The organism is Mesorhizobium sp. ESP7-2 (genome assembly GCF_020164715.1).
GTDB lineage: Bacteria > Pseudomonadota > Alphaproteobacteria > Rhizobiales > Rhizobiaceae > Mesorhizobium.
This window is the reverse complement of the sequence record NZ_JAIUGQ010000002.1, coordinates 45,650-70,675: the sequence shown is the minus strand read 5'-3', so window position 1 is coordinate 70,675 and position 25,026 is coordinate 45,650. Positions and strand designations below refer to the sequence as shown.

At 62.4% G+C, this 25,026-nt stretch carries 27 protein-coding genes, 1 tRNA gene and 1 pseudogene; 24 read left to right on the top strand and 5 right to left on the bottom strand.

The genetic code is table 11. The annotated features are described in order from the left end of the window. The first annotated feature begins 15 nt into the window (after nt 1-15). From LB543_RS02725 to LB543_RS02705, 5 genes are all read left to right on the top strand, one after another. Nucleotides 16-92: transfer RNA gene (locus LB543_RS02725), tRNA-His, on the top strand. Nucleotides 93-301: 209 nt separating this feature from the next. Beyond that, nucleotides 302-685, top strand: coding sequence for a hypothetical protein (locus LB543_RS02720; protein WP_224612966.1), 384 nt, complete (start codon nt 302-304; stop codon nt 683-685). A 108-nt stretch (nt 686-793) separates the two neighbouring features. Beyond that, the gene (locus LB543_RS02715) at nt 794-1,045 is read left to right on the top strand and encodes a hypothetical protein (RefSeq protein ID WP_224612965.1); all 252 of its coding nucleotides are present in this window, start codon (nt 794-796) and stop codon (nt 1,043-1,045) included. Nucleotides 1,046-1,190: 145 nt separating this feature from the next. Beyond that, a complete protein-coding gene (locus LB543_RS02710) occupies nt 1,191-2,231 on the top strand; it encodes a LacI family DNA-binding transcriptional regulator (RefSeq protein WP_224612964.1) in 1,041 nt (346 codons plus the stop codon). Between the two features lie 31 nt (nt 2,232-2,262). Beyond that, the gene (locus tag LB543_RS02705; RefSeq protein WP_224612957.1) at nt 2,263-2,682 is read left to right on the top strand and encodes a heme-binding protein; all 420 of its coding nucleotides are present in this window, start codon (nt 2,263-2,265) and stop codon (nt 2,680-2,682) included. A 30-nt stretch (nt 2,683-2,712) separates the two neighbouring features. On the opposite strand, the gene LB543_RS02700 is transcribed toward LB543_RS02705, so the two are convergent. Further along, nucleotides 2,713-3,744: an L-idonate 5-dehydrogenase gene (locus LB543_RS02700; RefSeq protein WP_224612955.1), complete on the bottom strand. Its 1,032-nt coding sequence runs from the start codon at nt 3,742-3,744 to the stop codon at nt 2,713-2,715. Between the two features lie 15 nt (nt 3,745-3,759). Continuing rightward, nucleotides 3,760-4,695: a 2-hydroxyacid dehydrogenase gene (locus LB543_RS02695; RefSeq protein ID WP_224612953.1), complete on the bottom strand. Its 936-nt coding sequence runs from the start codon at nt 4,693-4,695 to the stop codon at nt 3,760-3,762. 124 nt (nt 4,696-4,819) lie between these two features. Here LB543_RS02695 and LB543_RS02690 point away from each other — a divergent pair, with 124 nt between their 5' ends. The 8 genes from LB543_RS02690 to LB543_RS02655 all read left to right on the top strand — a co-directional run bounded on the left by LB543_RS02690 (nt 4,820) and on the right by LB543_RS02655 (nt 12,282). Beyond that, nucleotides 4,820-5,587, top strand: coding sequence for an SDR family oxidoreductase (locus LB543_RS02690; RefSeq protein ID WP_224613129.1), 768 nt, complete (start codon nt 4,820-4,822; stop codon nt 5,585-5,587). After that, complete coding sequence (locus LB543_RS02685) at nt 5,556-6,131, top strand: gluconokinase (RefSeq protein WP_224612951.1); 576 nt, start codon at nt 5,556-5,558, stop codon at nt 6,129-6,131. Before LB543_RS02690 ends, LB543_RS02685 begins: the two co-directional genes overlap by 32 nt. A gap of 1 nt (nt 6,132) precedes the next feature. Further along, nucleotides 6,133-7,017 carry an NAD(P)-dependent oxidoreductase gene (locus tag LB543_RS02680; RefSeq protein WP_140758960.1) on the top strand — a complete coding sequence of 295 codons (885 nt, stop codon included), beginning with the start codon at nt 6,133-6,135 and terminating at the stop codon, nt 7,015-7,017. A gap of 80 nt (nt 7,018-7,097) precedes the next feature. After that, a complete protein-coding gene (locus LB543_RS02675; protein WP_224612949.1) occupies nt 7,098-8,594 on the top strand; it encodes a sugar ABC transporter ATP-binding protein in 1,497 nt (498 codons plus the stop codon). A gap of 20 nt (nt 8,595-8,614) precedes the next feature. Continuing rightward, the gene (locus LB543_RS02670; RefSeq protein ID WP_224612947.1) at nt 8,615-9,670 is read left to right on the top strand and encodes an ABC transporter permease; all 1,056 of its coding nucleotides are present in this window, start codon (nt 8,615-8,617) and stop codon (nt 9,668-9,670) included. A gap of 50 nt (nt 9,671-9,720) precedes the next feature. Beyond that, nucleotides 9,721-10,656: an SMP-30/gluconolactonase/LRE family protein gene (locus tag LB543_RS02665; protein ID WP_224612945.1), complete on the top strand. Its 936-nt coding sequence runs from the start codon at nt 9,721-9,723 to the stop codon at nt 10,654-10,656. Nucleotides 10,657-10,727: 71 nt separating this feature from the next. Beyond that, complete coding sequence (locus LB543_RS02660) at nt 10,728-11,843, top strand: substrate-binding domain-containing protein (RefSeq protein ID WP_224612943.1); 1,116 nt, start codon at nt 10,728-10,730, stop codon at nt 11,841-11,843. A gap of 106 nt (nt 11,844-11,949) precedes the next feature. Continuing rightward, on the top strand, nt 11,950-12,282 hold the full coding sequence (locus LB543_RS02655; protein ID WP_140758965.1) for a hypothetical protein: 333 nt from the start codon (nt 11,950-11,952) through the stop codon (nt 12,280-12,282). Between the two features lie 243 nt (nt 12,283-12,525). Here LB543_RS02655 and LB543_RS02650 read toward each other — a convergent pair whose 3' ends face one another. Both LB543_RS02650 and rocF read right to left on the bottom strand, forming a co-directional pair. Further along, nucleotides 12,526-13,584 (bottom strand): ornithine cyclodeaminase, encoded by a 1,059-nt coding sequence (locus LB543_RS02650; protein ID WP_224612941.1) that lies wholly within the window; start codon nt 13,582-13,584, stop codon nt 12,526-12,528. A 2-nt stretch (nt 13,585-13,586) separates the two neighbouring features. Then, nucleotides 13,587-14,519, bottom strand: a complete 933-nt coding sequence (gene rocF, locus LB543_RS02645; protein WP_140765943.1) for an arginase — start codon at nt 14,517-14,519, stop codon at nt 13,587-13,589. A 132-nt stretch (nt 14,520-14,651) separates the two neighbouring features. Here rocF and LB543_RS02640 point away from each other — a divergent pair, with 132 nt between their 5' ends. Next, nucleotides 14,652-15,092, top strand: coding sequence for an Lrp/AsnC family transcriptional regulator (locus tag LB543_RS02640; protein ID WP_140765945.1), 441 nt, complete (start codon nt 14,652-14,654; stop codon nt 15,090-15,092). A 279-nt stretch (nt 15,093-15,371) separates the two neighbouring features. Next, a pseudogene (locus LB543_RS34135) lies at nt 15,372-15,449 on the top strand (VOC family protein); the annotation flags it as partial. 63 nt (nt 15,450-15,512) lie between these two features. Here the strand turns inward: LB543_RS34135 and LB543_RS02630 are convergent. Then, nucleotides 15,513-16,232 carry a GntR family transcriptional regulator gene (locus tag LB543_RS02630; RefSeq protein ID WP_181183058.1) on the bottom strand — a complete coding sequence of 240 codons (720 nt, stop codon included), beginning with the start codon at nt 16,230-16,232 and terminating at the stop codon, nt 15,513-15,515. Between the two features lie 202 nt (nt 16,233-16,434). On the opposite strand from LB543_RS02630, the gene LB543_RS02625 reads away from it, so the two are divergent. From LB543_RS02625 to LB543_RS02585, 9 genes are all read left to right on the top strand, one after another. Continuing rightward, a complete protein-coding gene (locus LB543_RS02625; protein ID WP_140764373.1) occupies nt 16,435-17,268 on the top strand; it encodes a substrate-binding periplasmic protein in 834 nt (277 codons plus the stop codon). Nucleotides 17,269-17,342: 74 nt separating this feature from the next. Beyond that, complete coding sequence (locus LB543_RS02620) at nt 17,343-18,122, top strand: amino acid ABC transporter ATP-binding protein (protein WP_140764453.1); 780 nt, start codon at nt 17,343-17,345, stop codon at nt 18,120-18,122. A 9-nt stretch (nt 18,123-18,131) separates the two neighbouring features. Further along, nucleotides 18,132-18,800 carry an amino acid ABC transporter permease gene (locus tag LB543_RS02615; RefSeq protein WP_140764376.1) on the top strand — a complete coding sequence of 223 codons (669 nt, stop codon included), beginning with the start codon at nt 18,132-18,134 and terminating at the stop codon, nt 18,798-18,800. A 10-nt stretch (nt 18,801-18,810) separates the two neighbouring features. Beyond that, nucleotides 18,811-19,476, top strand: coding sequence for an amino acid ABC transporter permease (locus LB543_RS02610; RefSeq protein ID WP_140764379.1), 666 nt, complete (start codon nt 18,811-18,813; stop codon nt 19,474-19,476). Between the two features lie 37 nt (nt 19,477-19,513). After that, nucleotides 19,514-20,389, top strand: coding sequence for a dihydrodipicolinate synthase family protein (locus tag LB543_RS02605; RefSeq protein WP_224612939.1), 876 nt, complete (start codon nt 19,514-19,516; stop codon nt 20,387-20,389). A 4-nt stretch (nt 20,390-20,393) separates the two neighbouring features. After that, nucleotides 20,394-21,647 carry an NAD(P)/FAD-dependent oxidoreductase gene (locus LB543_RS02600; protein WP_224612937.1) on the top strand — a complete coding sequence of 418 codons (1,254 nt, stop codon included), beginning with the start codon at nt 20,394-20,396 and terminating at the stop codon, nt 21,645-21,647. A gap of 48 nt (nt 21,648-21,695) precedes the next feature. Further along, a complete protein-coding gene (locus LB543_RS02595) occupies nt 21,696-23,171 on the top strand; it encodes an aldehyde dehydrogenase family protein (RefSeq protein WP_224612935.1) in 1,476 nt (491 codons plus the stop codon). Beyond that, the gene (locus tag LB543_RS02590) at nt 23,168-24,220 is read left to right on the top strand and encodes a proline racemase family protein (protein ID WP_224612932.1); all 1,053 of its coding nucleotides are present in this window, start codon (nt 23,168-23,170) and stop codon (nt 24,218-24,220) included. Before LB543_RS02595 ends, LB543_RS02590 begins: the two co-directional genes overlap by 4 nt. A gap of 11 nt (nt 24,221-24,231) precedes the next feature. After that, on the top strand, nt 24,232-24,999 hold the full coding sequence (locus tag LB543_RS02585; protein ID WP_140812969.1) for an SDR family NAD(P)-dependent oxidoreductase: 768 nt from the start codon (nt 24,232-24,234) through the stop codon (nt 24,997-24,999). The last annotated feature ends 27 nt before the right edge of the window (nt 25,000-25,026 follow it).

The window sequence follows — 25,026 nt, the reverse complement described above, 5'->3', positions numbered from 1 at the left end:
CTAACGTTAAGACGTGCCGTTGTAGCTCAGATGGTTAGAGCGCCGGATTGTGGATCCGGAGGTCGCTGGTTCGATCCCAGCCAACGGTACCATCGGATTTCCCTCGTAAGTATCTGACTTCGCAGCAGAAATTCGCAAAGCAAGGCTCTGCCATTGCGGCGTTTTGCCGTTTTGTGTTACGTATTGTGTTACCTATTGTGATACAAAAAGGCGGATTGGTACCGTGGGACGACGTCGTGAAGAGCAACATCCTGACCGCTTCCTGCAATTGAGGGGCGTTCATTTCCACTACTATCGCCGCGTGCCCAAGGAGGTCGGCGACCTCGACCGGCGCGGTGCATTCGTTCGGCGCGCCCTCGGCACCACTGACCGAAAAAAGGCGCGTACCGCCCGAGATCTCAACGAGGCAGCCGACAATGCTCTGTGGGCATCGTTGATGCTGGGTGAAAATCCACAGGCGGCGCGCGTCCGATACGACCAAGCCATCAAGCGCATCGAGTCGCTGGGATTCGTTTATCGGCCGCTCGCCGAGATTCTCACCGCCGAACCGTTGGAGACCATTCTACAGCGCTTCGAAAACACGATATCTGAGCCGGCGAAATCGCCTGTGGTGGGCGCTGTCGCAGGCATGGTCGAACGACCTGATGAAAAGATATCCGAAGCGCTCAAGGTCTATTTTTCCTAGATCGTTCGCGATGAGCTTCGCACCGAGAGCCCGGATCAGCGCAAGCGCTGGAAGGCCAAGCGGCAGATGAGCGTCGATGTGTTCATCGAATTGGTCGAGGACAAGCCGATGAGCAAGATCACGCGCGAGGACGCGCTGAAGGTTCATAAATACTGGCTCGACCGGGTGGCGTCTGACGAGGGTCCCAGCGATCGCTCAGCCTCGACTGGCAACCGCAACATGGGCAACCTGCGATCACTCTACGGCGATTATTTTCGCCACTTGGGATTCCCCGAGCAGAAGAACCCATTTGCCGATCTCTCTTTCAGCGACAAATCGAAGCGCAGTCGCCCGCCGACGCGTGTTGCCAAGGCGACGTGATATCGATAACATGCGGGCGGCAGTCCGATTATCAAGGGGGGGGCATGAACTGGGGTGGACGTCAGATCAAGCTGTTGCGTTGGCGCGCTGCACTCGTGCCTGTGGCAGCGCGCGGACCAGTACTACTGATCCATGGGACGATCTGATGGCCAAGGCTGTTTCTTCGAAATCCGTCGAGAGCCACGCGCCGACAATGGCCGACGTGGCGGAGCGCGCGGGAGTATCGGCGATGACCGTCTCGCGTGCCCTGAAGGAGGGCAGCCGTGTTTCGAAGACGACGCGCGAGAAGATCATGGCCGCGGTCAACGACCTCGGCTACGTGCTCGATCAGTCGGCCGGCACGCTGTCGTCGCGCAAGACCGGCTTCGTTGCGGCGATCGTGCCCTCCATCAACAATTCGAACTTTGCCGACACAGCGCGCGGCATTACCGATGAATTGGAGAGCACGGGACTTCAGCTCTTGCTCGGCTACACGGACTACACGATAGAGAAGGAAGAGAGGCTGATCGAAGCGATGCTGCGCCGGCGGCCGGAAGGCATAATTCTGACCGGCGGCGCCCACACGGAACGGGCACGCCGCCTGCTGGCAAGCGTTGGCATCCCGGTGGTCGAAACCTGGGAGTTGCCGGTCAGGCCCATCGACCAGGTCGTCGGCTTTTCCAACGAGGAGGCGATGGGCCTGCTCGTCAAGACACTGGCCAGGAAAGGGTACCGGAAGTTCGGCTATATCGGCGGCACGACCTCACGCGATACGCGAGGCAGCCAACGGCGCGACGGCTTTGTCAGGGCCATAGAGGAGCTGGGCCTGCCGCCCGGCCGCCTCGTGTCCTTCGGCGTGCCGCCGATTTCCATCGAGCAGGGAGGCCAGGCGCTCGTCAGCATGCTTGAGCGCTGGCCCGACACCGAGGCGGTGCTTTGCGTCTCGGACCTGTCGGCCTTCGGCGCGCTAATGGAATGCAAGCGCCGTGGCCTGCAGGTGCCGAAAGACATCGCCATTGCTGGCTTTGGCGACTATGAGGTCGCCGCCTTTTGCCACCCCGGCATCACCACCGTGAATGTGGACTGCTACGGCATCGGCCGACAGGCTGCCCGCAGGCTAATCCAGATCATCCGTGGTGACGAGAAAAAGCGAGACCAGGAAATCGTTCTGACAGCCTATCGCGTGGTTGAGCGCGAAAGTACCTGAGCCCCCCGACATGAGGAAGAAGGGCGGTTCAATGGCCATGTTTCGCGAAACCATCAGCCTCACGCATGCCGGAGCGTTGAAGGCGGTCGCGGCCGGCTCGGCACGCGCGACCGCCATTGGCGTACCGCAATGTCTTGTGATCGTCGATGCGAGCGGCGAGACATTGGCCAGTCTGCGCATGGACGGTGCCCGGTTTCTCAGCCTGCGCACGGCACAAGCAAAGGCGCGCACGGCGGCGGCGGTCAACGCCGCTACAGGCGGCATGGCGCCCGATGCGGCGCTTTGTGCCGGGATCGCTTCGCAAGGTAGCGTGACCAATCTACCTGGCGGCCTGCCAATCCGCTTCGACGGCCGTCTGGCCGGTGGCATCGGAGTTGGTTCGGGAACCGGCGAACACGATTTCGACGTGGCTCGCGCAGCGTTGGCTGCGATTGGTGCCGACGTTGTTTGAGCTGCGCGCAACCGCGCGTTCAGCGGACTTTCAGAAGGCGATCTGCACCTTCATCGACTTGTTGCGGTCGCCGGCGACCTCGAAAGCGGCGATCGCCTCATCGATCGGATAGACCCCGGTCAGCAGCGGTTTGACGTCGACGCGGCGCCGGTTGATCAAGTCGACGGCAAGTGCGAACTCGTCGTGAAAACGGAAGCTGCCGCGCATCTCAATCTCCTTGGCGACGATGAGGTTCTGCGGGATCGACAGGTCGCCGCCAAGGCCGAGCTGCACCAGCACGCCGCGCGGCTTCAGGACGTCGAGCCCGCCCCGCACGGCGCGCTCATTACCGGAGGCTTCGAACATCACATCGAAGCTGCCTTTGTCGACATTGTAGGCGGCGAGCTTGTCGCCCTCGGCAGCGACATTGATCGTGCGGTCGGCGCCGATCTCCAAAGCCTTGGCCAGCACGCCGTCCATGACATCGGTGGCAACGATCTCACGCGCGCCGTGGGCTCTTGCGGCGAGGATGCAAAGCGCGCCGATCGGACCGCTACCAGTGACAAGGACTCGCTTGTCGAGCAGCGATCCGGCGCGGTTCACCGCATGCAGCGTGACAGCGAAAGGCTCGGCGAAGGCGGCTTCGTTGATGGAAACGTCGTCGGCGACCTTGTGGCACTGCCACGCCTCGGCGACGAGGCGCTGGCGGAAGGCGCCCTGGATGTGCGGCATCGGCATGGCGCTGCCGTAAAAACGCATGTTGAGGCACTGGTTCTGCATGCCTTGCAGGCAGTAGCGGCAGGCATTGCACGGCCGGCTCGGCGAGATCGCGACACGGTCGCCGATGGCGAGAGAGGAGACGCCGCTGCCCAGCGCCCTGACCGTGCCGGCGACCTCGTGGCCGAGGATCATCGGTTCGCGCAGGCGGATCGCGCCGAAGCCGCCGTGGTTGTAATAGTGCAGATCCGAGCCGCAGATGCCGCCAGCTTCGACTGATATCTCGACTTGCCCCGTGCCGAGAGTCCCCGGATCGGTCTCTTCAATCCTCAAATCCTTTGCCGCGTGGATGACGATCGACTTCATGGCGGCGATCCTTTCTCAGACGACCGGTGTCAGCAAGGATCTTGCGCCGAAATGGGCGGCAAGATTATCGCGAACCAGCTGCCCCATCGCCTTGCGGGTCTCTACCGTACCACTGGCGTGGTGCGGTTGCAGTACGACGTTGGAAAGCCTCAGGAAGCGCTCGTCGATCGTCGGCTCGTTCCAGAACACGTCCAGCCCGGCGCTTTTGATCGTTCCCGATTCCAACGCCGTCAGCAGTGCCGTCTCGTCGACCGTGCTGCCGCGCGAAATGTTGATCACGATGCCGTCCGGTCCGAGTGCGGCCAATACCGCAGCATTGATGATGTGCTTTGTGCTGTCGCCGCCAGCCAGCGTGACGATCAGGAATTCGCTCGTTCGCGCCAGCTCGACCAGATCGCTGCAGAAGTCGTAAGGCAGGTCCTCGCGCTTGCGCACATCGAAATAGGCGATCTCGCAGTCGAAGGCCGCGGCGCGTTTGGCCACTGCCGCGCCGACACGGCCCATGCCCACAATGCCCAGCCTTTTTCCACAGACACGCGTGACCAGCCCCATATTCCCCTTGCGCCAGCTTCCATCGCGCACATAGGCGTCGGCCTGCGGGATTTTTCGCGCGACGGCAAGCAGCAGACCGATGCCGATGTCGGCCACGTCGTCGGTCAGCACATCAGGCGTGTTGGTGACGCGAATACCGTTGGCCCTGGCGTAGGCTAGATCGATGGCGTCGGTGCCGACGCCGTAGCAGGAAACAATCTCGAGCTTCGGCAGCTTCGCCATCAGCGCGGCGCTGGCGCCAAGCTCGCCCCGGGTGGCGATGGCGCGGATGGTGCCGGCATGGCTGGCGATCAGCGCGTCCTTGTCCTGGACCTGCCAAAGCTTGTGAACGCGATAGGTGCGCTCGAGGTCCTCCATGTCCCATTCCGGATAGGGGCCAGTCATCAAAATGTCGGTCATGGCGCTCTCTGCTCCCAGTTCATTTTTTCCCATTGACTATGTTATCGATAACATCCATGTCAATAGGCATTGGCGAAGCGCAACGCAAATCGCGTCTGCTTCAGGACATCTCGCGGGAGGGCCCATGGGCAGTTCATTGTTCGACTTGACCGGCACGCGGGCGCTGATCACCGGGTCGGGGCAGGGCATCGGCCTGGCCCTGGCGGAAGGGCTGGCTGAGCACGGCGCTGAGATCGTGCTCAACGGCCGCACCGCCAGCAAAATTGAGGCGGCGGCGGATGCGCTGACAATGAGAGGCTTCAAAACCCATAGCGCTATCTTCGACGTCACAGATCATGCGGCTGTAGCGAACGGCGTCGCCGAAATCGAGGCTGGCATCGGCGCCATCGACATCTTGATCAACAATGCCGGCATGCAATTCCGCACGCCGCTCGAGGACTTTCCCGCCGACAAATGGGAGGAGCTGTTGCGGACCAACATCTCCAGCGTTTTCTTCGTCGGGCAGGCGGTGGCGCGGCACATGATCCCACGTAAGCGCGGCAAGATCATCAACATCGCTTCGGTGCAAAGCGAACTGGCGCGCACCAACATTGCGCCCTACACCGCCACAAAGGGCGCGGTGCGCAACCTGACGCGCGGCATGTGCGCCGATTGGGCCAAGCACGGGCTGCAGGTCAACTCCATTGCTCCGGGCTATTTCAAGACTCCGCTCAACAAGGCGCTGGTCGACAATCCCGAATTTTCGGCCTGGCTGACCAACCGCACGCCGGCAGGACGCTGGGGCGACGTCGGCGAACTGGTTGGTGCCGCGGTGTTCCTGGCTAGCCCGGCCTCTTCTTTTGTCAATGGACACACGCTTTATGTCGACGGCGGCATCACCACCTGCCTTTGAGCCTGCACTCATCGTCGTGATGGGTGTGAGCGGATGCGGCAAGACCAGCGTCGGCATCGAGATCGCCGCGCGGTTTGGCCTTGCCTTTGTCGAAGGCGACACGTTGCATCCGTACGGCAATGTCGAAAAAATGTCTGCGGGCATGGCGCTGACCGACGACGATCGCTTGCCGTGGCTCGATCTGGTCGGCGCGGCCTTATGTCTGGCGCGCCAACAGGGCCGTGGGCTTGTCATCAGTTGTTCGGCGCTGAAGACATCGTACCGCGACCGGTTGAGTCAGGCGGCAAACGGACCGGTGTTCTTCGTGCATCTCGAAGGGACGCGCGCGGTGCTCCAGGCGAGATTGGCGGAACGCCGCGGCCATTTCTTTCCTCCGGCGTTGCTCGACAGCCAGTTCGCCGCACTGGAGAGTCCTGCCGGCGAGCCGCTGGTGGTCATCGTCGACATCGACGCTCCGGTGGACAGTATCGCAGATGCGGCGCTGAATGGGCTTAGCGCCCTCGGCATCGTTCCGGCCGCCAAGTTGAAGAGAGAGGCACGTTGAGATGATCCAAGCAGCGAAAGTCGCCGTCATCGGCGCCGGCATCATGGGATCGGCGATCGCCACAAGGCTGATCGAGACAAAGCAAGAGGTGACGGTGTTCGATCTCGACAAGGCCAAGGTCGCGGCGCTGACAGCCAAAGGTGCGGCATCGGCGGTGTCGGTTGCCGAGGCGACGCGGGCCAATGACTTCGTCATCCTCAGCCTCAACCATGCCGACATCGTGCGCGCGGTGGTGTTCGGCGAAGGCGGTGCCGCTGCCACAGCGTCGTCCGAAAAGCTGCTGATCGACATGTCGTCAATTGATCCTGCCGACACCGCGCGGATGGCAAGAAAACTGTCGGCCGAGACGGGCATGAAATGGCTCGACTGCCCGCTGTCGGGCGGCGTTCCCGGCGCATTGGCCGGCCGGCTGACGGTGATGGCCGGCGGAGAGCGGGCCGACTTCGAACGCGCCCGCGCCGTGATGCAACATCTTTGCGCCAATTACACGTTGATGGGTCCAAGCGGGGCAGGGCAGACGACAAAGCTCATCAACCAGCTGTTTTGCGCGGTTCTGTTCCAGGCGGTTGCCGAAGCGGTCAAGCTTGCCGAGGCCGGCGGTGTCGATCCCCGGACGATCCCGGCGGCGCTCAAGGGCGGGCGCGCCGATTCCAGCATCATGCAGGAATTCATGACGAAGTTCGCCGCACGCGACTATTCGCCGACCGGCCGCATCGACAACATGCTGAAGGATCTGGATTCTCTGCAATCCTTCGCGCTGAAGACCAGGACGCCGCTGCCGATGACCGGGCAGGTCGTCGAGATCCACCGCCTCCTTTGCGCTGCCGGTTTGGGGCCGAAGGACTCGGCGGAGATGATGCGCCTGCTCGACGGTAAGTCCGCCTGATCGATCGCTCCGAATTTGACGCTTGACGCCCTGAAATGTTATCGATAACATAATTTGGCGATCTCGGGAGGAACGCGATTGTGGCCCACGAAAAACTGATCGAGTTCAAGTCGATTACGAAGGAGTTTGGCGGCACCCGCGCTCTCTCCGACGTGACACTCGATGTCGGCAAGGGCGAGATCCTGGCGCTGCTCGGCGAGAACGGCGCCGGTAAGTCGACGCTGATCAAGACGCTTGCCGGGATCTACCGGCCTGATGGCGGCCAGATACTGTTTTGTGGCGAGCCCTATCACCATCACCCGCCACGTCCCAACCAGCGCCAGCCCGTGGCCTTCATCCATCAGGATCTCGGCCTGATCGAATGGATGACGGTCGGCGAGAACGTCGGCCTCGCCCAAGGGTTTTCACTGCGCTCCGGCCTCATCGATTGGCGCGCCACCGAGGAGCGGGCACGTGAAGCGCTGAAGCTGGTCGGTTGCGACTTCGATCCGACGACGCGCGTCCAGGATCTGACCCGGACCGAAAAATCACTGGTCGCGATTGCCCGCGCGCTAGCCACCGAGGCCGATGTGCTCGTGCTCGACGAACCGACCGCCAGCCTCCCAGCCGACGAGGTCGAGCGTCTGTTCGACGCGATACGCCCGCTCAAGCAGCGCGGCGTCGGCATGATCTATGTCTCACACCGGCTTGATGAAATCTTCCGCATAGCCGACAGGGTAGCGGTCCTGCGTGACGGCAGGCTGATCGGGCAGAAGCAGGTCGCCGACACCAGGCCGGAAGAACTGGTCGAGATGATCGTCGGCCGTCCGGTAAGCCAGGTTTTCTCCAAGGTAGAGACCGAGGCCGGTGAGACCATCTGTGCCGTCCGCGACCTGGTTTGCGTCGGCGCCGGCCCGGTGTCATTCGAGGTGCGCAAGGGCGAGCTGCTTGGTCTGGTCGGGCTGCGCGGGGCCGGGCAGGAACTGGTCGGTCGTGCTTTGTTCGGCTGCCAGCCATTTGCCGGCACGGTGACCATCCGCGGCGCCACGCCGGATCTGTCGAGCCCGAACGCCGCGATGGCGTCCGGCGTCGGGCTAATCGCGCGCGACCGCACCGAGGAATCGATCGCAGCTTCGCTGTCGATCCGAGAAAACAGCTTTCTTAATCCAGGCGCCGGGATGCGTGGCCTGTTCTCGTTCTTGGCGCCCCACAAAGAGGCAGCCCTTGCGCAAGCCATCGGCGCCTCGGTGGGCTTGCGCCCCAATGATCCGAACCTGCCGATCGAGGCATTGTCCGGTGGCAATCAGCAGAAAGTTGTGGTTGGGCGCTGGCTGCACACCGGCCGTACCTTGCTGATCGCCGAGGACCCGACAGCCGGCGTCGATGTCGGCGCTAAGGCCGAGATCTACCGGCTGATCGGGCACGCGCTCGAAGCCGGCCTGGCGGTCGTCGTCGTGTCGACCGACTTCGAGGAGATCGCTCATATCTGCCATCGTGCCCTAGTGTTTTCGCGCGGCCGCATCGTGCGCGAACTGACTGGAAAAGACCTCACCACGTCCGCCGTGATTACCGCGGCATCGGCTTCCGAAGCCGCCTGATTTTTCTGGGAGCAAAGCCCATGCAATCGATCGAATCCAGCGCGCTTGAGCCGACCCGCGGTGAGATGGCCAGCCTATCCATGAGGCAGAAGATCGCCCGGCTTTTGCCTGTCTACGGGCTGGTGATCTTGACCGTGCTGTTGATCCTGCTGTTCTCGATCCTGCTGCCGAACACCTTTCCGACGCTGCTCAATCTGCGTTCGATCATTTCCGACAAGGCGATCATTGCGCTGTTGTCACTGGCTGCGATGATACCGATGGCGTCGGGTCGCATCGACCTGACAGTCGGCTATGGCATCGTCTTGTGGCACATCCTCGCCATCAGCCTGCAGACAATGTTCGGCTTCCCATGGCCGCTAGCGGTGCTGATTGTGTTGCTGCTCGGAGCCGCGACCGGCTTCCTCAACGGCCTGCTGGTCGAAGTCGCCCGCATCGATTCCTTCATCGCCACGCTCGGCACCGGCACCGTGCTCTATGCACTGGCGCTCTGGCACACGGGCGGCAGGCAAGTCGTTGGCGTTTTGCCCAACGGTTTTTATGCGCTTAACGGCACCATGGTGTTCGGGCTGCCAATCACCGGCCTCTATGTCTTGGCCATCGCCGTCGCGCTGTGGATCATCCTCGAATACCTGCCGATCGGCCGTTACGTTTACGCCATCGGCGCCAATCCAAAGGCTGCGGCGCTGAATGGCATTCCTGTGCGCCGCTTCGTCATCGGCGCCTTCGTCTCCTCGGGTTTCCTGACGGCGCTGACCGGCGTGCTGCTTGCCTCCAAACTGCGCATCGGCCAAGCGAGCGTTGGTTTGGAATATCTGCTGCCGGCGCTTGTCGGCGCCTTTCTCGGCTCGACCACCATCAAGCCTGGGCGCGTCAATGTCTGGGGCACGATGACCGGCGTCATCATCCTGGCCGTCGGCATTTCCGGCATCCAGCAGTTTGGCGGCTCCTTTTTCGTCGAGCCACTGTTCAACGGGGTGACACTGCTCGTCGCCATCGGCATCGCCGGCTACTCCCAACGTAAGCGCGGTGCCGCCCAGCACGTCAGGATCAAGAACGCCCAGCCACCCGCGGAGTAATCGGCCCGCGGCCGCACTCCCGGTGCCCGGAACCTATTCGGAATGACAGTATGAGCGACTACGAGATTCTGGACGACCGTTTCGGCAAGCTGATCATCGGCCATGCCAAGCTCGAACGGTTGTGGACCGGCAGCCGCTGGGCGGAAGGTCCTGTCTATGTGCCATCGGCAAAGCATTTGCTGTGGTCTGACATCCCCAACGACCGGCTGCTGCGCTACGACGAAACCGACGGCTCCGTCAGTGTCTTCGAGACGCCATGCAACAACCAGAACGGCCACACACTTGATCGCGAAGGCCGCGTCGTCGGTTGCGAGCATCGCGGGCGCCGGGTCTCCCGGCTCGAGCATGACGGCCGCTGGCAGGCCCTGATCGAAAGCGTCGATGGCAAGCGGTTCAATTCGCCCAACGATGTGGTGGTCAAATCCGACGGAACGATCTGGTTCACCGACCCCGTCTACGGCATCGATAGCCACTATGAGGGCAAGATCGCCAATCCAGAGATCGGTGGCTCTCACGTCTACCGATTTGACGAGGCCGCGGGCGAACTGACCACTGTCATCACCGATAGGGTGCAGCCGAACGGTCTCGCCTTCTCACCCGACGAGAAGATACTCTATGTCTCGGACACCGGCGCCAGCCATGTGCCGGGCCTGCCGCGCGCCATCCACGCGTATGGACTCGCTGACAACGGCCGCTCGGTTCGGGCAAGTGACATTTTTGCAGAATGTCGAGCCGGCATGTTCGATGGGTTCCGCGTCGATCGCGACGGAAACATCTGGGCGTCCAGCGCCGACTCGGTGCGGGTTTACGCGCCGGACGGGACACTGATCGGCCGGGTGCTGGTTCCTGAACTGGTCTCCAATCTCTGTTTCGGCGGCCCCAGGCGCAACCGCCTCTACATCACTGCGCAGACATCGCTCTACGCCATCTACGTCAACGCCCATCCGGCCGGGGTTGGCCCGGTTGCCGGAGATATCAGTCGGTGAGGGGGCGCCGACGTTCCACCGCAACGTTCCAAATCGCACGCAAATTCTTGAAAGCTAAGGGAGGTACCAACATGCAACGCAGGACATTTTTAAACGCTTCCGTCGCCTGGATGGCGATGGCCATTGCTACTCCGGTTCTGTTCTCCGGTCAGGCGAGGGCGGACGCGATGGCTGATGCCATGGCGGTTGTGCAGAAGTATGCCCAGAAGGTCACGGCCTGGGACGGTCCGACCACTGGGCCGAAGGCGCAGCCCGGCAAGACCATCGTCATTTTGGCCGGCGACCTCAAAAACGGCGGCATTCTCGGCGTCACCACCGGTGTTGAGGAAGCCGCCAAAGCGATCGGCTGGGAGGTCAAGGTCATCGACGGCGCCGGCTCGATTGGCGGCCGCACCGCCGCTTTCGGCCAGGCGATGGCGCTGAAGCCCAACGGCATTGTCATCAACGGTTTCGACGCCGTCGAGCAGGCGCCGGCACTGGAGCAGGCCAAGGCCGCCGGCATTCCGCTGGTGTCCTGGCATGCCGGCCCGGTGATCGGACCTGACGAAAAAGCCGGCGTCTTCGCCAACGTGTCGACAGACGCCATGCAGGTCTCCGCCGCCGCCGCCGACTGGGCCTATGCCGACGCCAAGGGCAAGCCCGGCGTCGTCATCTTCACCGACTCGACCTATGCGATTGCCATCGCCAAGGCCGACAAGATGAAGGCCGAGATCGAGCGGCTTGGCGGTAAGGTGCTCGAATATGTCGACACGCCGATCGCCGAGACTTCGCAGCGCATGCCACAGCTGACGACCTCACTGCTGCAGAAATACGGCGATGCCTGGACGCATTCGTTGGCCATCAACGACCTCTATTTCGATTTCATGGGTCCTTCGCTCGCGGCTGCCGGCAAGGCCGGCACCGATGCGCCGATCAATGTCGCCGCCGGCGACGGCTCGGAATCAGCCTATCAGCGCATCCGCGCCGGCCAGTTTCAGAAGGTGACGGTGGCCGAGCCGCTCAACCTGCAGGGCTGGCAGTTGGTCGACGAACTGAACCGCGCCATGGCCGGCGAAAAATGGTCTGGCTATCTGTCGCCGCTGCATGTGGTGACGGCCGACAATGTCGAGTTCGACGGCGGCCCCAACAATTCGTTTGATCCCGGTAACGGCTACCGCGACGAGTACAAGAAAATCTGGGGCAAATAGCATCGTCAACGCGGGCGCTTCAGGCGATGCGCCCGCAAGCCTTCCCGCCGGCATCCGCTCGCAAAGGCTTTGGTGTGCAAATGCAAGCAAATCAGGAACCATCGCGATGATCATCCGCTACGCACTCTTTGAAGGTGAGATCCACGCCGGACGCGAGAGTGAGTTCCGACATTTCGTCAGGGAGCGGTTGGTGCCCCTGTGGACGCAGTTTCCGGGCGCCGAGGAAGTGCGCGTGCTGGACGGCACGGCTCGTGACGACGGCGCGCCGGGCTATGCCATGGCGCTCGCCATCCGCTATCCCGACATGGATACTTGTAACAAGGCGCTTCAGTCCAGCGTGAGATTTCAGAGCCGCGACCTGACCAGCGAACTTCTCAAGATGTTCACCGGCCGCGTCCATCACCATGTTTTCGAGGCCAATGAATACGCCATTGCCTAGCGCGGCGTCGGTGGTGGGGAGTTCGGACACGCCAAGCCGACGCGGCTTTGGCCCTTGCCTTGGGCCAAAATCGGGGCGAATTTGAGTCATTTTACGCTTGGTTCACACCTCACGGCAGTGGTCTCCCGAACCAGCGACCATCCGCTCTCGCTTCCGGTCAGTCGCTATCACGCAATAATAGTTCCAGCCGCCGAACTTCGCGCATAAGGCAGCGGAATTCGCTGCTGCCCCTGGAGGACCCCCTCAAGCCGCCGGCTGCATTGCCGCCCTCTCCAGCATGCCGAACAGGTCGCGCGGCTCGTCGGGGTCGGCGAGCAGGTCGAGCTCCTCGTAGAGGCCGGTCGCCTGGAGCTGGTCGCGGACATAGCGCAGCGCCGAAAAATCCTCGGTGGCGAAGCCGACGGAATCGAACAGCGTGATCTGTTCGGGCGCCTTGCGGCCCTCAGCCTGGCCGGTCATCACCTGCCACAGCTCGGTCACCGGATGGTCGACGTCGAGCTGCTGGATCTCGCCCTCGACGCGCGTCTGCGGCGGGAACTCGACGAAGATGTCGGAGCGCAGCAGGATGTCGCGATGCAACTCGGTCTTGCCGGGGCAGTCGCCGCCGACCGCGTTGATGTGGACGCCGGTGCCGACCATGTTGTCGGTGAGAATGGTGGCGTACTGCTTGTCGGCCGTCACCGTGGTGATGATGTCGACGCCTTCCACCGCATCCTGGCCGGTCGAACAGATGATGATGTCGAAACCCTTGCCGGCCAGGTTGCGGGCGCATTTTTCCGAAGCCTGGCGGTCGATGTCGTAAAGCCGCAGCCGGTCGATGCCGGTGAGCGCCTTGAAGGCGATGGCTTGGAATTCGGACTGGGCACCGTTGCCGATGATGGCCATGACGCGCGATCCCTTAGGCGCCAGATATTTGGCCGCGAGGGCAGAGGTGGCCGCGGTGCGCAGCGCCGTCAGGATCGTCATTTCAGTGAGCAGCATCGGATATCCGGAGCCGACATCGGCGAGCACGCCGAAGGCGGTGACCGTCTGGCGGCCCTCGCGCATGTTCTTCGGATGGCCGTTGACATATTTGAAGCCGTAGAGCCGGCCGTCGCTGGTCGGCATCAGCTCGATGACGCCGTCATGGCTGTGCGAGGCGATGCGCGGCGTCTTGTCGAACAGCTCCCAGCGGCGGAAATCCTCCTCGATATAGGCGGCGAGCTCGGTGAGGAAGCGCTCGACGCCGATGGCGTGCACCAGCTTCATCATGCGGTCGACGCTGACGAAAGGGACGATAGCAAGGCGCGAAGGCTGGCTCATGGTCAGAGGCTCCCGGAATGGCTGCGGGTCGGGCGGTCCATAATGCGGCGGCCCATCAGGCTGGCGGTGAGGTCGACCATCAGGGTCGCGGTGCGGCCGCGCTCGTCGAGGAACGGGTTCAATTCGACCAGGTCGAGGCTGGAGACCAGGCCGCTGTCGGACAGCATCTCCATCACCAGATGCGCCTCGCGGAAAGTGGCGCCGCCGGGAACGGTGGTGCCGACGGCCGGCGCGATCGAAGGGTCGAGGAAATCGACATCGAGGCTGAGATGCAGGAGGCCGTTCTCATTCTCGACGCGGGCCAGGAAGGCGCGCAGCAGCGGCGCGATGCCGTACTCGTCGATGGCGCGCATGTCGTGCACGGTGACGCCGGCTTCAGTGATCGCGCGGCGCTCGGCCGGATCGACGCTGCGCAGGCCGATGGCGCAGATGCGGGCCGGGTCGACGACTTCAGGCAGATCCGGGAAATAGCCCTTGAAGCCCGCCTGCCCGCTCGCATAGGCGAGTGGCACGCCATGCAGATTGCCGCTGGTGGTGGTGTCGAGCGTGTGGAAATCGGGATGGGCGTCGAGCCACAGCACGAAGAGCGGCCGGCGGCGCTCGGCGGCGCGGCGCGCCACGCCGGAGACGGTGCCGGCGGAGATCGAGTGGTCGCCGCCAAGGAAGATCGGCATGGCGTCGCGCGAAGCCGCATAGGCGGTCTCGGCGATCGCCGCCGTCCAGGCGGAAATCTCGGGCAGCGCCTTCAGCGCGAGGTTACCATGGGCCACCGGGCGGGCCACGGCCTTCTCGACCGCGCCCCAGTCCTCGACCTCATGGCCAAGATCGGCCAGCACTGAGACCAGCCCCGCCGTGCGCAGCGCGCTCGGCCCCATCTCGCATCCCATCCTGCCCGCACCGTCCTGTACCGGCGCGCCAACGATCCTGCAGCGCATGATTTCTTTCCGCCCTCGCGATTGATTGGACAATTGAACCACCGCTGCCTGGCGGTTTGAACAGGAAGAATTGGCATTTCGGCAAGAGCAATCTACCATATTGCGCATATGACTTGATCGAAATGGACAATCATGGATGCGTTGGACGAACGGCTGGTGACGCTGCTGCGGCATGATGCGCGGCGCAGCATTTCCGATCTCGCGGTCGATCTGGGCGTCTCGCGCGCGACAGTGCGGGCGCGCATGGAGCGGCTCGAAAGATCGGGCGAGATCATCGGCTATACGGTAGTGCTGCGCGCCGATGCGGTTGACCAGCGGATGCGCGGCGTCATGATGATCGAGATCGAGGGCCATGCTGCGGATCGCGTCATCAGGGCGCTCGGCGGCTTTCCCGAGGTCTCCACCGTTCACACCACCAACGGCCGCTGGGACCTTGTGGTCGAACTCGGCACCGCCTCGCTGACCGATTTCGATGCGGTGCTGCGCCGCATCAGGCTGATCCCCGGCATTACCGGCAGCGAAACCAGCCTTCTCCTGGCCACGCCCAGGACGACGAGGGCGCGACTCACTTAGCTGCGGCGTCTATTCGGATTTGGTCTTATCCAGTGACATTTCACCCACCAAATTGGCTGCACACCGCACTGGCTCCTCCAGCCATGCACGGGCATCGGCGCAAATGACGTTCGACAGGTTCCGTGCCTTATGGAGGAGAAAATGCCATGACTTTCCATTTTCGCAAAGTCGGATTGCATAATGGTTTCTCGCTGCCGTAGGGAAGCAAGGCAGTTTCAAGCAATGCGCATGCATGACATCTAAGCAGGTGCGCGGCTTTAGGAGCAAAAGGTGGCACTAATGAAGATAACCGGCCTGGATCATGTGGTACTCACCGTCAGGGATATGACGGAGACCATCGATTTCTACCAGCGCGTACTCGGCATTCGCCATGTGGTGTTCGGAGGCGCATGTCATCCGCAGTGGCGGCGCCGCGAGATTTTATGCCGTTTCCCGGTAGTGCCCCAGAGACACTTCGGTCGTGTAGTTCTCCTTCATGAAGTTGATGAAGTTGTCCCTGAACTGGCGCGTGTGCGCATGCGCGAGGCTGTCGGCGCGATCGACATCCCTGGCTTTGATCGACGCCAGCATCAGATGGTGCTCATCGGTGAGGAGATAGCCTTCATGGGTTCTCTCCAGAAACTCAAAATGCATGTGGAGCATCCGCCGACCCTGATCCAGAAGCCGCTCATAGAACGAGGCCAAATAGGGATTGCGGCCGGCACGAGCGATTGCCATGTGGAATTGCTTGTTGGTTTCCGACATGACGAGATGATCGCCGGATTTCACGGCGGCCTCGAATTCCCGCTGGCGCCGCGCAATTGCCTTCAGATCGGCCTCTGTCCGCAGTTCGGCGGCCAGCCGCGTATTCATGCGTTGAGCGATATCGAGGGCCTCGACATATTTGGGGAACGTGGCGATCTCGATCGGCGCGACTATCGTGCTGCGGTTGGGCAGCGTGACCACCAATTCCTCGCCTGAGAGCCTGATCAGCGCTTCGCGCACTGGTGAGCGCGATAGACCAAATCGCTCCGACAGCGTCGTTTCATCGAGCAGGTGACCCGGGGCCATGGTCAGCGACAGGATTTCGGTCCGCAGCGTGTCGTAGACCTCTTTCCAGCCGGCGCCCTTGGCACGCTTCGTTTCGACTTCTGCGGTCAACGGAATCTCCTTTTTCGCAACCGGGACGCTACTCGCAAGATCATGCGTTGTCGACACGTTGTTTTTTCCACTTGACTTTGTCGACTGTCTGTCGACATATCTGACCCTGTCGACACTATGACGACAACAGGCAAAGTCAAGATCGGCCCGAGCCGACATCCGGAACCGCGCACCGCGTGCGCTCTACGCAAAGGGAACAACGATGCTCATGAAAATGCTCTCGTCCGCACTGCGGGCGCTGCCTGCCTTGGCACTCATGACTGGTATTTCGACAGGCGCCGCGCATGCCCAGGCTACCGAAGGCTATTGGCAAAAGGTGCAGCAGGCCGGCGTCTTGCGATGTGGCGCTGCGGTCGCCCCTCCCTACATCATGCGCGATCCGGCGAGCGGGGAATATTCCGGATTTTTTGCCGACCTGTGCCGTGAATTCGCCGACGCGCTGAAGGTCAAGCCAGAATTCGTCGACACCACCTGGGACAACATCGTCGCCGGGCTGCAGGCAGGCAAATGGGATATGTCGCTGGCCCTAAACCGCACGCCGGCCAGGGCAATGGCGGTGAACTTCTCGATTCCGGCGATGGAGTACCAGATCTCGCTGGCCTACAACAAAGACAACAGCAAGATCCCTGCAAATCCCGCTTCGATCGCCGATATCGACAAGCCAGATGTCACGCTAGCCGTGATGTCGGGAACTGCTCAGGACAAGGCCATTTCTGCCGCGGTGAAGAAGGCGCAGATCCTGCGCCTGCCGGGCAATGATGAAACCCGTCTTGCTGTTACCTCGAAGCGCGCGGACATCCTGGTCGACGCTTCCGATACCAACCAGCTGTTCACCCAGTCCAATCCGAGTTGGGCCGTGGCCTACAACCCCACGCCGGCGCTTGCCAAGCAAGGCGTGGCGTTCGGCTTGCCGCACGATCTGTCGTTCTCCGACGTCGAAGTCGTCAACATCTTCCTGGAGGAGAAAGTCGCCACGGGTGAGGTCGATGCGCTCATCCACAAGGCCGTCGATGAGGTCCTGAAGGCCGGGAACTGACAATGCGCGGGGCTGCTTTGCAATACGAGCAGCCCCACGATCCCCGGTTTGTCCGACCTCGATGGGATATTGCCATGCCTGCAACCGAGAATGCGGCTCTCGTGAGGGTCAGTGACCTGCACAAGGGCTATGGCCCGAATCTGCAGGTCCTCAAAGGCCTGAATATCGAAATGAAGGCGGGCGAGCGCCTTGTCGTCATCGGTCCGAGCGGTGGTGGAAAAAGTACATTACTGCGCGTGCTGATGGGATTGGAACGTATCGACAGCGGCTCGATCACCTTCGGCGGCAAGTCTTACATCACCTCGTCGGCGCCGGCGCACAAGACAGCAATCGACCACAAGGTTCGTCGATCGATCGGTATGGTATTTCAGCACTATACGCTGTTTCCCCACCTCAACGTTCTGCAAAACCTCATTCTTGCACCCTGCAAGGTCCGCGGTGAGACCAAGGCTGTGGCCACGGAGCGAGCGACCGCACTTTTGACGCGTTTTGGCCTGGAGCCGAAGATCGCGGCCTACCCAGCGCAGCTTTCCGGTGGCCAGAAACAGCGCGTGGCCATCGCCCGAGCCCTGATGCTTGACCCCAAGCTGATGCTGTTTGACGAAGTGACATCGGCGCTCGACCCGGAACTGGTCGGCGAGGTAGAACAAGTGATCCTGCAGCTCGCCAGGCAGAACATGCCGATGATGATCGTGACCCACGACATGTGGTTCGCCAAGAACATCGCTTCGCGCGTGCTCTTCTGCGCCGGCGGCGTCATCGTCGAGGACGGTCCACCCGAACAAGTACTCGGCTCTCCCAAGGAAGAGCGCACCAAGGACTTCATCGACCGCGTTTTCCACATCAGGCAGTAGGAGGGGGCCGTGAATTATTCCTTCGATCTGCAGGCTGTCACACGCAACCTGCCCCCCCTTTTCGACGGGTTGGTTGTGACGCTCCAGCTGACGATAGCTGCAAATCTCATCGGGCTGACGCTCGGCTTCGTGGTTGCCTTGCTGATTATGAGCCGCTGGGCAGTGATCCGACTCCCAGCGACACTGTTTGTCGAATTCTTCCGCTGCACGCCGGCAATCGTTCAGATAGTCTGGTTTTTCTATTGCGTGCCGATGCTGTTCAACGTGTTTCTCGGCTCGATGACCATGGGAATTTTGGCCCTCGGTTTTAACCTGACCGCGTTCAACGCCGAGGCTTACAGAGCCTCGATCCAGGCAGTTCCTCGCGAGCAGATTGACGCCGGCATTGCGCTCGGTCTCAATCCCTGGCAGCGCATCCTCTACATCGTGCTGCCAACTGCATTCCGGGCATCGGTGCCCGTACTGCTGACCAACGGCATCGTCATTTTCCAGCAAAGCGCGCTGGTGGCGATCGTCGCGGTTCAAGACCTCATGTATCAGGGCAAGACGCTCGCGACCGAAACATATCGGCCGATCGAGACTTTTACCGTCGTGGCGCTGATCTATTTCGCCGTCTCGTTTCCGGTCACGCAGATCGTCGGCTATCTCGAGCGTCGACGCGAAGCGATGGCAAGCTGAGGGCCGGGCCATGAACCTCGATTTTCACGTTCTGGTGCGGTTCGAATATGCGCTCTTGCTTGGCCTGTGGACGACGCTCAAGCTGACGCTGGTTTGCGTCGCTCTGGGCTGTGCACTGGGCTTTCTGCTCGGCCTGTCCAGGACATCCCCCAGCCGCCTGCTGCGCGCGGTATCCAGCGTCTATGTCGAGTTTTTTCGTGGCACGCCGGTTCTCATCCAGCTGTTCTGGATTTTCTTCTGCCTGCCGCTGCTGCTAGGCATTGAGCTCTCCAACTTTGTTTCAGGAGTCATCGCGCTCTCGCTCTATATGGGCGCGATCACGAGCGAGACGTTTCGCGCGTCCCTGAAATCGGTCGGCAAGGAGCAGATCGACGCCTGCGTGGCACTGGGGCTGCCGCGCTGGACCCAGATCACCAGCGTTGTTCTGCCCCAAGCGGTGCTGCGGGCCATCCCAACCCTGTTGTCAAACTGCATCAGCCTCTTCAAGGAAAGCGCGCTGGTCTCGGCGGTAGGCATGGCCGACCTGATGTTCGTCGGCCAGAACATTTCGAACAATACCGCGCATCCCGTCGAGGTTTTGACTGTAGTCGCCCTGATCTACTTCGTCATCGCCTTCCCGCTGACCCGCGCCGTGACGCTCATCGAGCGCCGCATTCTGACCAAACTCGCCATCTGACGCGTCCGGAAAAGGCGCTTCCTATCAGGAGACAATGATGAAACTTAGAGGTGTAATGCCAGCACTCGTCACCCCGTTTGGCGACGACGGCAAGATCGACTTCAAGCAGTACGAGAAGCTGCTGAACAAGCTTCGCAATGATGGCGTCAAGGGTTGGGTGCCGTGCGGCTCGACCGGCGAATACAACGCCATGACTTCGGATGAACGGGCGTCCGTACTGAAATTCGTGGCTGATTTCGCCAACAAGGACGAACTGCTGATCGCCGGCACAAATGCAGGATCGACCTGGGAGGTCATCGAGCACACCAGGCGCGCCCGAGACCTCGGCTACGACACGGTCCTACTGTCGGCGCCGTTCTATGCTACGCCTGCTCCGAACGAACTGATCGGCCATTATCGTTCCGTCCTCGACGCCGTCGACGTTGACATCGTCGTCTACAACTACCCGCCGAAAGTCGGAGTCGAGGTCGGGCTCGACGTGCTCGATGCCTTCGTTGACGAGCCGCGCATTCTCGGCATCAAGGAGTCCAGTGGCAACCTGCTGCGCGCCATAGACATCCGCTCGCGCTATGGCAGCCGCTACCAGGTGACCAATGGCTCCGACGACCAGACGCTCGACTTCTATCTCTGGGGCGCGACGTCGTGGATCTGCGGCCCAGCCAATTGCATGGCCAAGGCCTGCGTCGATCTGGTGAACACGATCGAAGGCGGCGACTGGCTAGGCGCGCGCGACATGATGCAGGTCATCTACGGCGCGATGTCCAGTCTCGAAACGGGGAAGTTCGTCCAGAAGGTCAAATATGGCTGCGAACTGGCCGGCACGCCTGTCGGCCTGGGCCGCAAGCCGCTGCTGGCGCTGACGGACGAGGAAAAATCCGCTTTCCGCAAGGCCATGGAACCTGTGATCGGGTAAAACGATGTCTGGCGCGGGCACAGAGCAAATCGCGGTTGTCGGCGCCGGCATCATCGGCGTGGCTATTGCCTACGAGTTGCAGCGCCGCGGCAAGAGCGTGACGCTGATCGACCGCGACAAGCCCGGCCTCGGCGCATCCTTCGGCAACATGGCGAGCATCGCCGTCACCGAATTCATGCCGGCGTCGCGGCCTTCGGTGTGGGCTCAGATGCCCAAATGGCTTCTCGACCTCGAGGGGCCGGTGCGAGTGCGGCCCTCCTATCTGCCGAGGCTCACGCCATGGTTCCTGCGCTTTCTCGAAGCCAGCCGTCCATCGCGCGTCCGCGAACTCGAGGCGGCGGGTGCCGCGCTGTGCAAGCGGGCATACGACGACCTCCTGCCGATGCTCGATGCGGCAGGGCTTTCCGATATGCTGACGGACGAAGGCTGCCTCAGCCTCTATACCGACGAGGCCGAGTTCAAGGCCGACCGTGAACACATTGAGGTCCTCGAACGTTTCGGCTTTCCGCACGAGGTGCTCGGCGCTAATGCGCTCCGCGCTCTTGAGCCGGCGATCACGACGAAGATCGGCCGCGCGGTGCTGTTTCCGCAAAACCGCTCGGTGCTCGACCCCTACAGACTTGTCGTGTCGCTGGCTGAGCGTTTTCTTGCACTCGGCGGCCGAATGGAAACCGGCGAGGTTGCCGGCTTCGACCGTTCGGGTGACAAGCTGGAAGCCATCCGCCTCAAAGACGGGCGCCGCATTGCGATCCCGTCGGCTGTGCTGTGCGCCGGTGCCCATACCGGACGTCTGTCCAGGCTTCTGGCCGAACATATTCCGCTCGAAACCGAACGCGGCTACCACACGCAGATCATGGCACCCGGGATCTCCATGCGGCACTCCATCATCTGGCCCGCGCGCGCCTTCATGGTGACGCCAACGGCCGGCGGCATCCGGGTCGGCGGCACGGTGGAGATGGCCGGTCTCGATGCGCCGCCCGACTACAGGCGCGCCAAGGTGCTGGTGAAGCGCGCATTGGAAGCGCTGCCCGACCTGCAGGCAAACACAACGACCGAGTGGATGGGCCACCGGCCGGCGCTGCCCGATACGGTGCCGATCATCGGCCCATCAGCGAAGACAGGCGGGGTCTACTACGCCACCGGCCATGGCCATCTCGGTCTGACCTATGCCGCCACCACGGCCCGCCTCATAGCCGATCTCGCCACGGGCAAAAACCCGCCGATCGACCTTCGCCCCTATCGCGTCGACCGGTTCTAGCGGAGCCAAGCATGAGTACGCTACGCCCAACCATCAAGAGACAATCAGATGCGGACTGACCTCTATATCGACGGACAATGGTGCAAGCCCATCAAGGGCGGCACCTTCGCGGTCATCAATCCTGCCACCGAGGAGATCATCCATCATGCGCCCGCCGGCACGGCCGAAGACATCGACGCGGCAGTGACGGCCGCCCGCAGGGCCTTTGATGAAGGCCCTTGGCCGCGGCTGTCGGGCGGCGAACGCGCCAGGTATCTTCGTGCCATCGCCGATGGAATTCGGACTTGCCAGGCCGAACTGGCGCAGCTCGAAGTCATTGACAATGGCAAGCCCTTGCCCGAGGCCGACTGGGATGTGGCGGACGCCGCCGGCTGCTTCGATTTCTATGCCGGTTTGGCCGAGGGGCTGGATGCTAACGGCGCCGAGCCGATCGCGCTTGCGGATGCCCGCTTCGCGTCCAGGGCGGTGAAGGAGCCGATCGGCGTTGCCGGCGCCATTATCCCGTGGAACTACCCGTTGCTTATGGCCTCCTGGAAGGTCGCACCGGCTCTGGCAGCCGGCTGCACCATGGTGCTCAAGCCGTCCGAACTGACGCCGCTGACGGCGCTTGAGGTCGGCGCCATCGCCGATGATGTTGGGCTGCCCGCTGGCGTGCTCAACATTGTGACCGGCTTTGGAATGGATGCCGGCCAGCCCCTGATCGACCACAAGGATGTCGACAAGCTGGCCTTTACCGGCTCGGTGCCGACCGGCTCGAGGGTCATTGCGGCGGCAGCGCGTGACATCAAGAAAGTCAGTCTCGAACTTGGCGGCAAATCGCCGTTCCTGATCTTCGACGATTCCGATGTCGAAAAGGCCGTTGAATGGATTCTGTTCGGCATCTTCTGGAACCAGGGCCAGGTCTGCTCCGCGACCTCGCGCGTGCTCGTCCAGGACGGCATATATGACAGGCTTCTGCGGCGGCTCGTCGAGGAAACCCGGAAGATCAAGATCGGCGACGGGCTGGCGACTGGAACGTTGCTCGGACCGCTTGTGTCCAAGCGTCAACACGATCAGGTGCTCAGCGCGATCGACAAAGCGCGTAGCGCCGGCGCCACGATAGCGGCCGGCGGCCAACGGGCGCCGGGGTTCAACAAGGGCTACTTTTTCGAGCCGACGATCATCATCAACGCACCGCTCGACAGCGACGCCTGGCGCCAAGAGATTTTTGGTCCGGTCGTCTGCGTACGCTCCTTCTCGACCGAAGCCGAAGCCGTCGCGCTGGCCAATGACAGCCGCTTTGGGCTGGCCGCCGCTGTCATGTCGGCCGACGACGAGCGCACCGAGCGCGTGGCGGCGGCGCTTCGCGCCGGCATCGTCTGGATAAACTGTTCGCAGCCGACTTTCACAGAAGCGCCCTGGGGTGGCTACAAGCAATCGGGCATCGGCCGCGAACTGGGGCGGTGGGGCCTGGAAAACTATCTTGAGACCAAGCAGATCACCCGGATGACTGGCAAGGACCCATGGGGCTGGTACATCAAATGAATTCTCTTTCGGCCCCCAATTGGCAACGGTCCATCGAACTGCTGCAGGTGCACTGCCAGGGCGAGATCGGCAAGGTGATCGTCGGCGGCGCGCCAGAGATTCCCGGCGCGACGATGCTCAACAAGATGAACTACATCAACAGCGTCGACGACAGCCTGCGCCGCTTCGTGACCTTTGAGCCCAGGGCCAGCGTCGCCATGTCGGTGAACCTGCTTGTCGCCCCCTGCCGGCCGGACACGGACGCCGGCTTCATCGTGCTGCAGGCCGACCGGGCGCATCCGATGTCGGGAAGTAACTGCATCTGCGTCGTGACCGCGCTGCTGGAATCCGGCCGCGTGACTATTCAGGAGCCGGAAACCGTCGTCCGGCTGGACACACCAGCCGGCTTGATCGTCGCCCACGCTCGCTGTTCGAACGGCCGCTGTCTTTCCGTCAGCCTCGACAATGTGCCGGCCTTCGTCGAGGCCCTCGACCAGACAATCGAAACGCCGCGCTGGGGGTGTCTCAAGGCCGATATCGCCTACGGCGGCGTCTACTATGCCATCGTCGATGTCGAACAGGTCGGGCTTGAAATCGCGCCACGCCACGCTCGCGCCCTTGCCGAAGCCGGCATCGAATTGAAGGCGTTGCTGGCGGAGCAAATCTCGGTGCAGCATCCCGAATTGCCCGACATCGACGAGATCGCCTATGTGATGTTTCGCGGACGCGACGACGACGGCGCGGTGCGCACCTGCACCACGCTGAAACCCGGCCGTGTCGACCGCTCGCCATGCGGCACCGGCAGCTCTGCCAATCTGGCGGTGCTGCACGCAAGGGGCGAGCTCCAGATCGGCGATGTGCGCAAGTCGCGATCCATCATCGGTGGCGAGTTTCTCGCAGAGGCGATCGGCCTGACCATGGTCGGTGACAGGGCTGCGGTGCTACCCAGGATCACCGGTCAGGCATGGATCTATGGCCGGGAACAATTGCGCCTGGACGACGATGACCCGTTCGCCTTTGGATTTGCGCTCTCCGATAGCTGGGGACCGCAGGTCGGCGAACTCGGTTGATTGGAGATTCAATGTCGTCCCACAGCAAACCTCTGAGCGGCCAGACCGTTCTTGTGACTGGTGCTTCCGGCGCCATCGGCAGCGCGATTGTCCAAGAGCTCGTGCAGGAAGGTGCCCGCCCGATCATCCACTATGGCCGGGACCAGCACGGCGCGGACATCCTCCTCAACCAGATTGGCGGGGCCGGATGGACGGTTCAGGCAGACTTGGCCTCCGCTGAGGGGCCAATAGGGTTGTGGAACCAGGCCGTCGGGCTTGCCGGCCGTGTCGACGCCATTGTGAACAATGCGGGCGTGCGCACCGAGATTTCCGTCGAGGCTGATCTCGACGACTGGCAAGCGGCCTGGCGCCGGGAGTTTCAGCTCGACTTTTTCGCCGTTACCGACCTTTGCAAGGCTGCGATCCTTCACTTTCGAGCGCATGGCGGCGGCCGCATCATCAACATGGCGAGCCGCGCCGGCCAGCGCGGCTACAGTGCCGAAGCGATGCCCTATGGCGCGGCCAAGGCGGCGCTCATCAATCTCACCAGATCGATCGCCCGCAGTTTCGGCGCCGACGGCATTGTGGCGATAGCGATCGCGCCAGGCTGGGTGCGGACGCAAATGGCTAGGGAATTCGTGTCGCGCTTTGGCGAAGCGGCGGCGGTCGCCGACATTCCAATCGGTAGGATGGCGGAGCCATCCGAAATCGCCGAGCTGGTGAGCTTTGCGCTGCGCCCCTCGCAACGCTCGCTCAGCGGCGCAACGCTCGACGTCAACGGCGCCAGCTACATCAGATGAAATGCCTTCAGGATCCAAGAGGTTTGA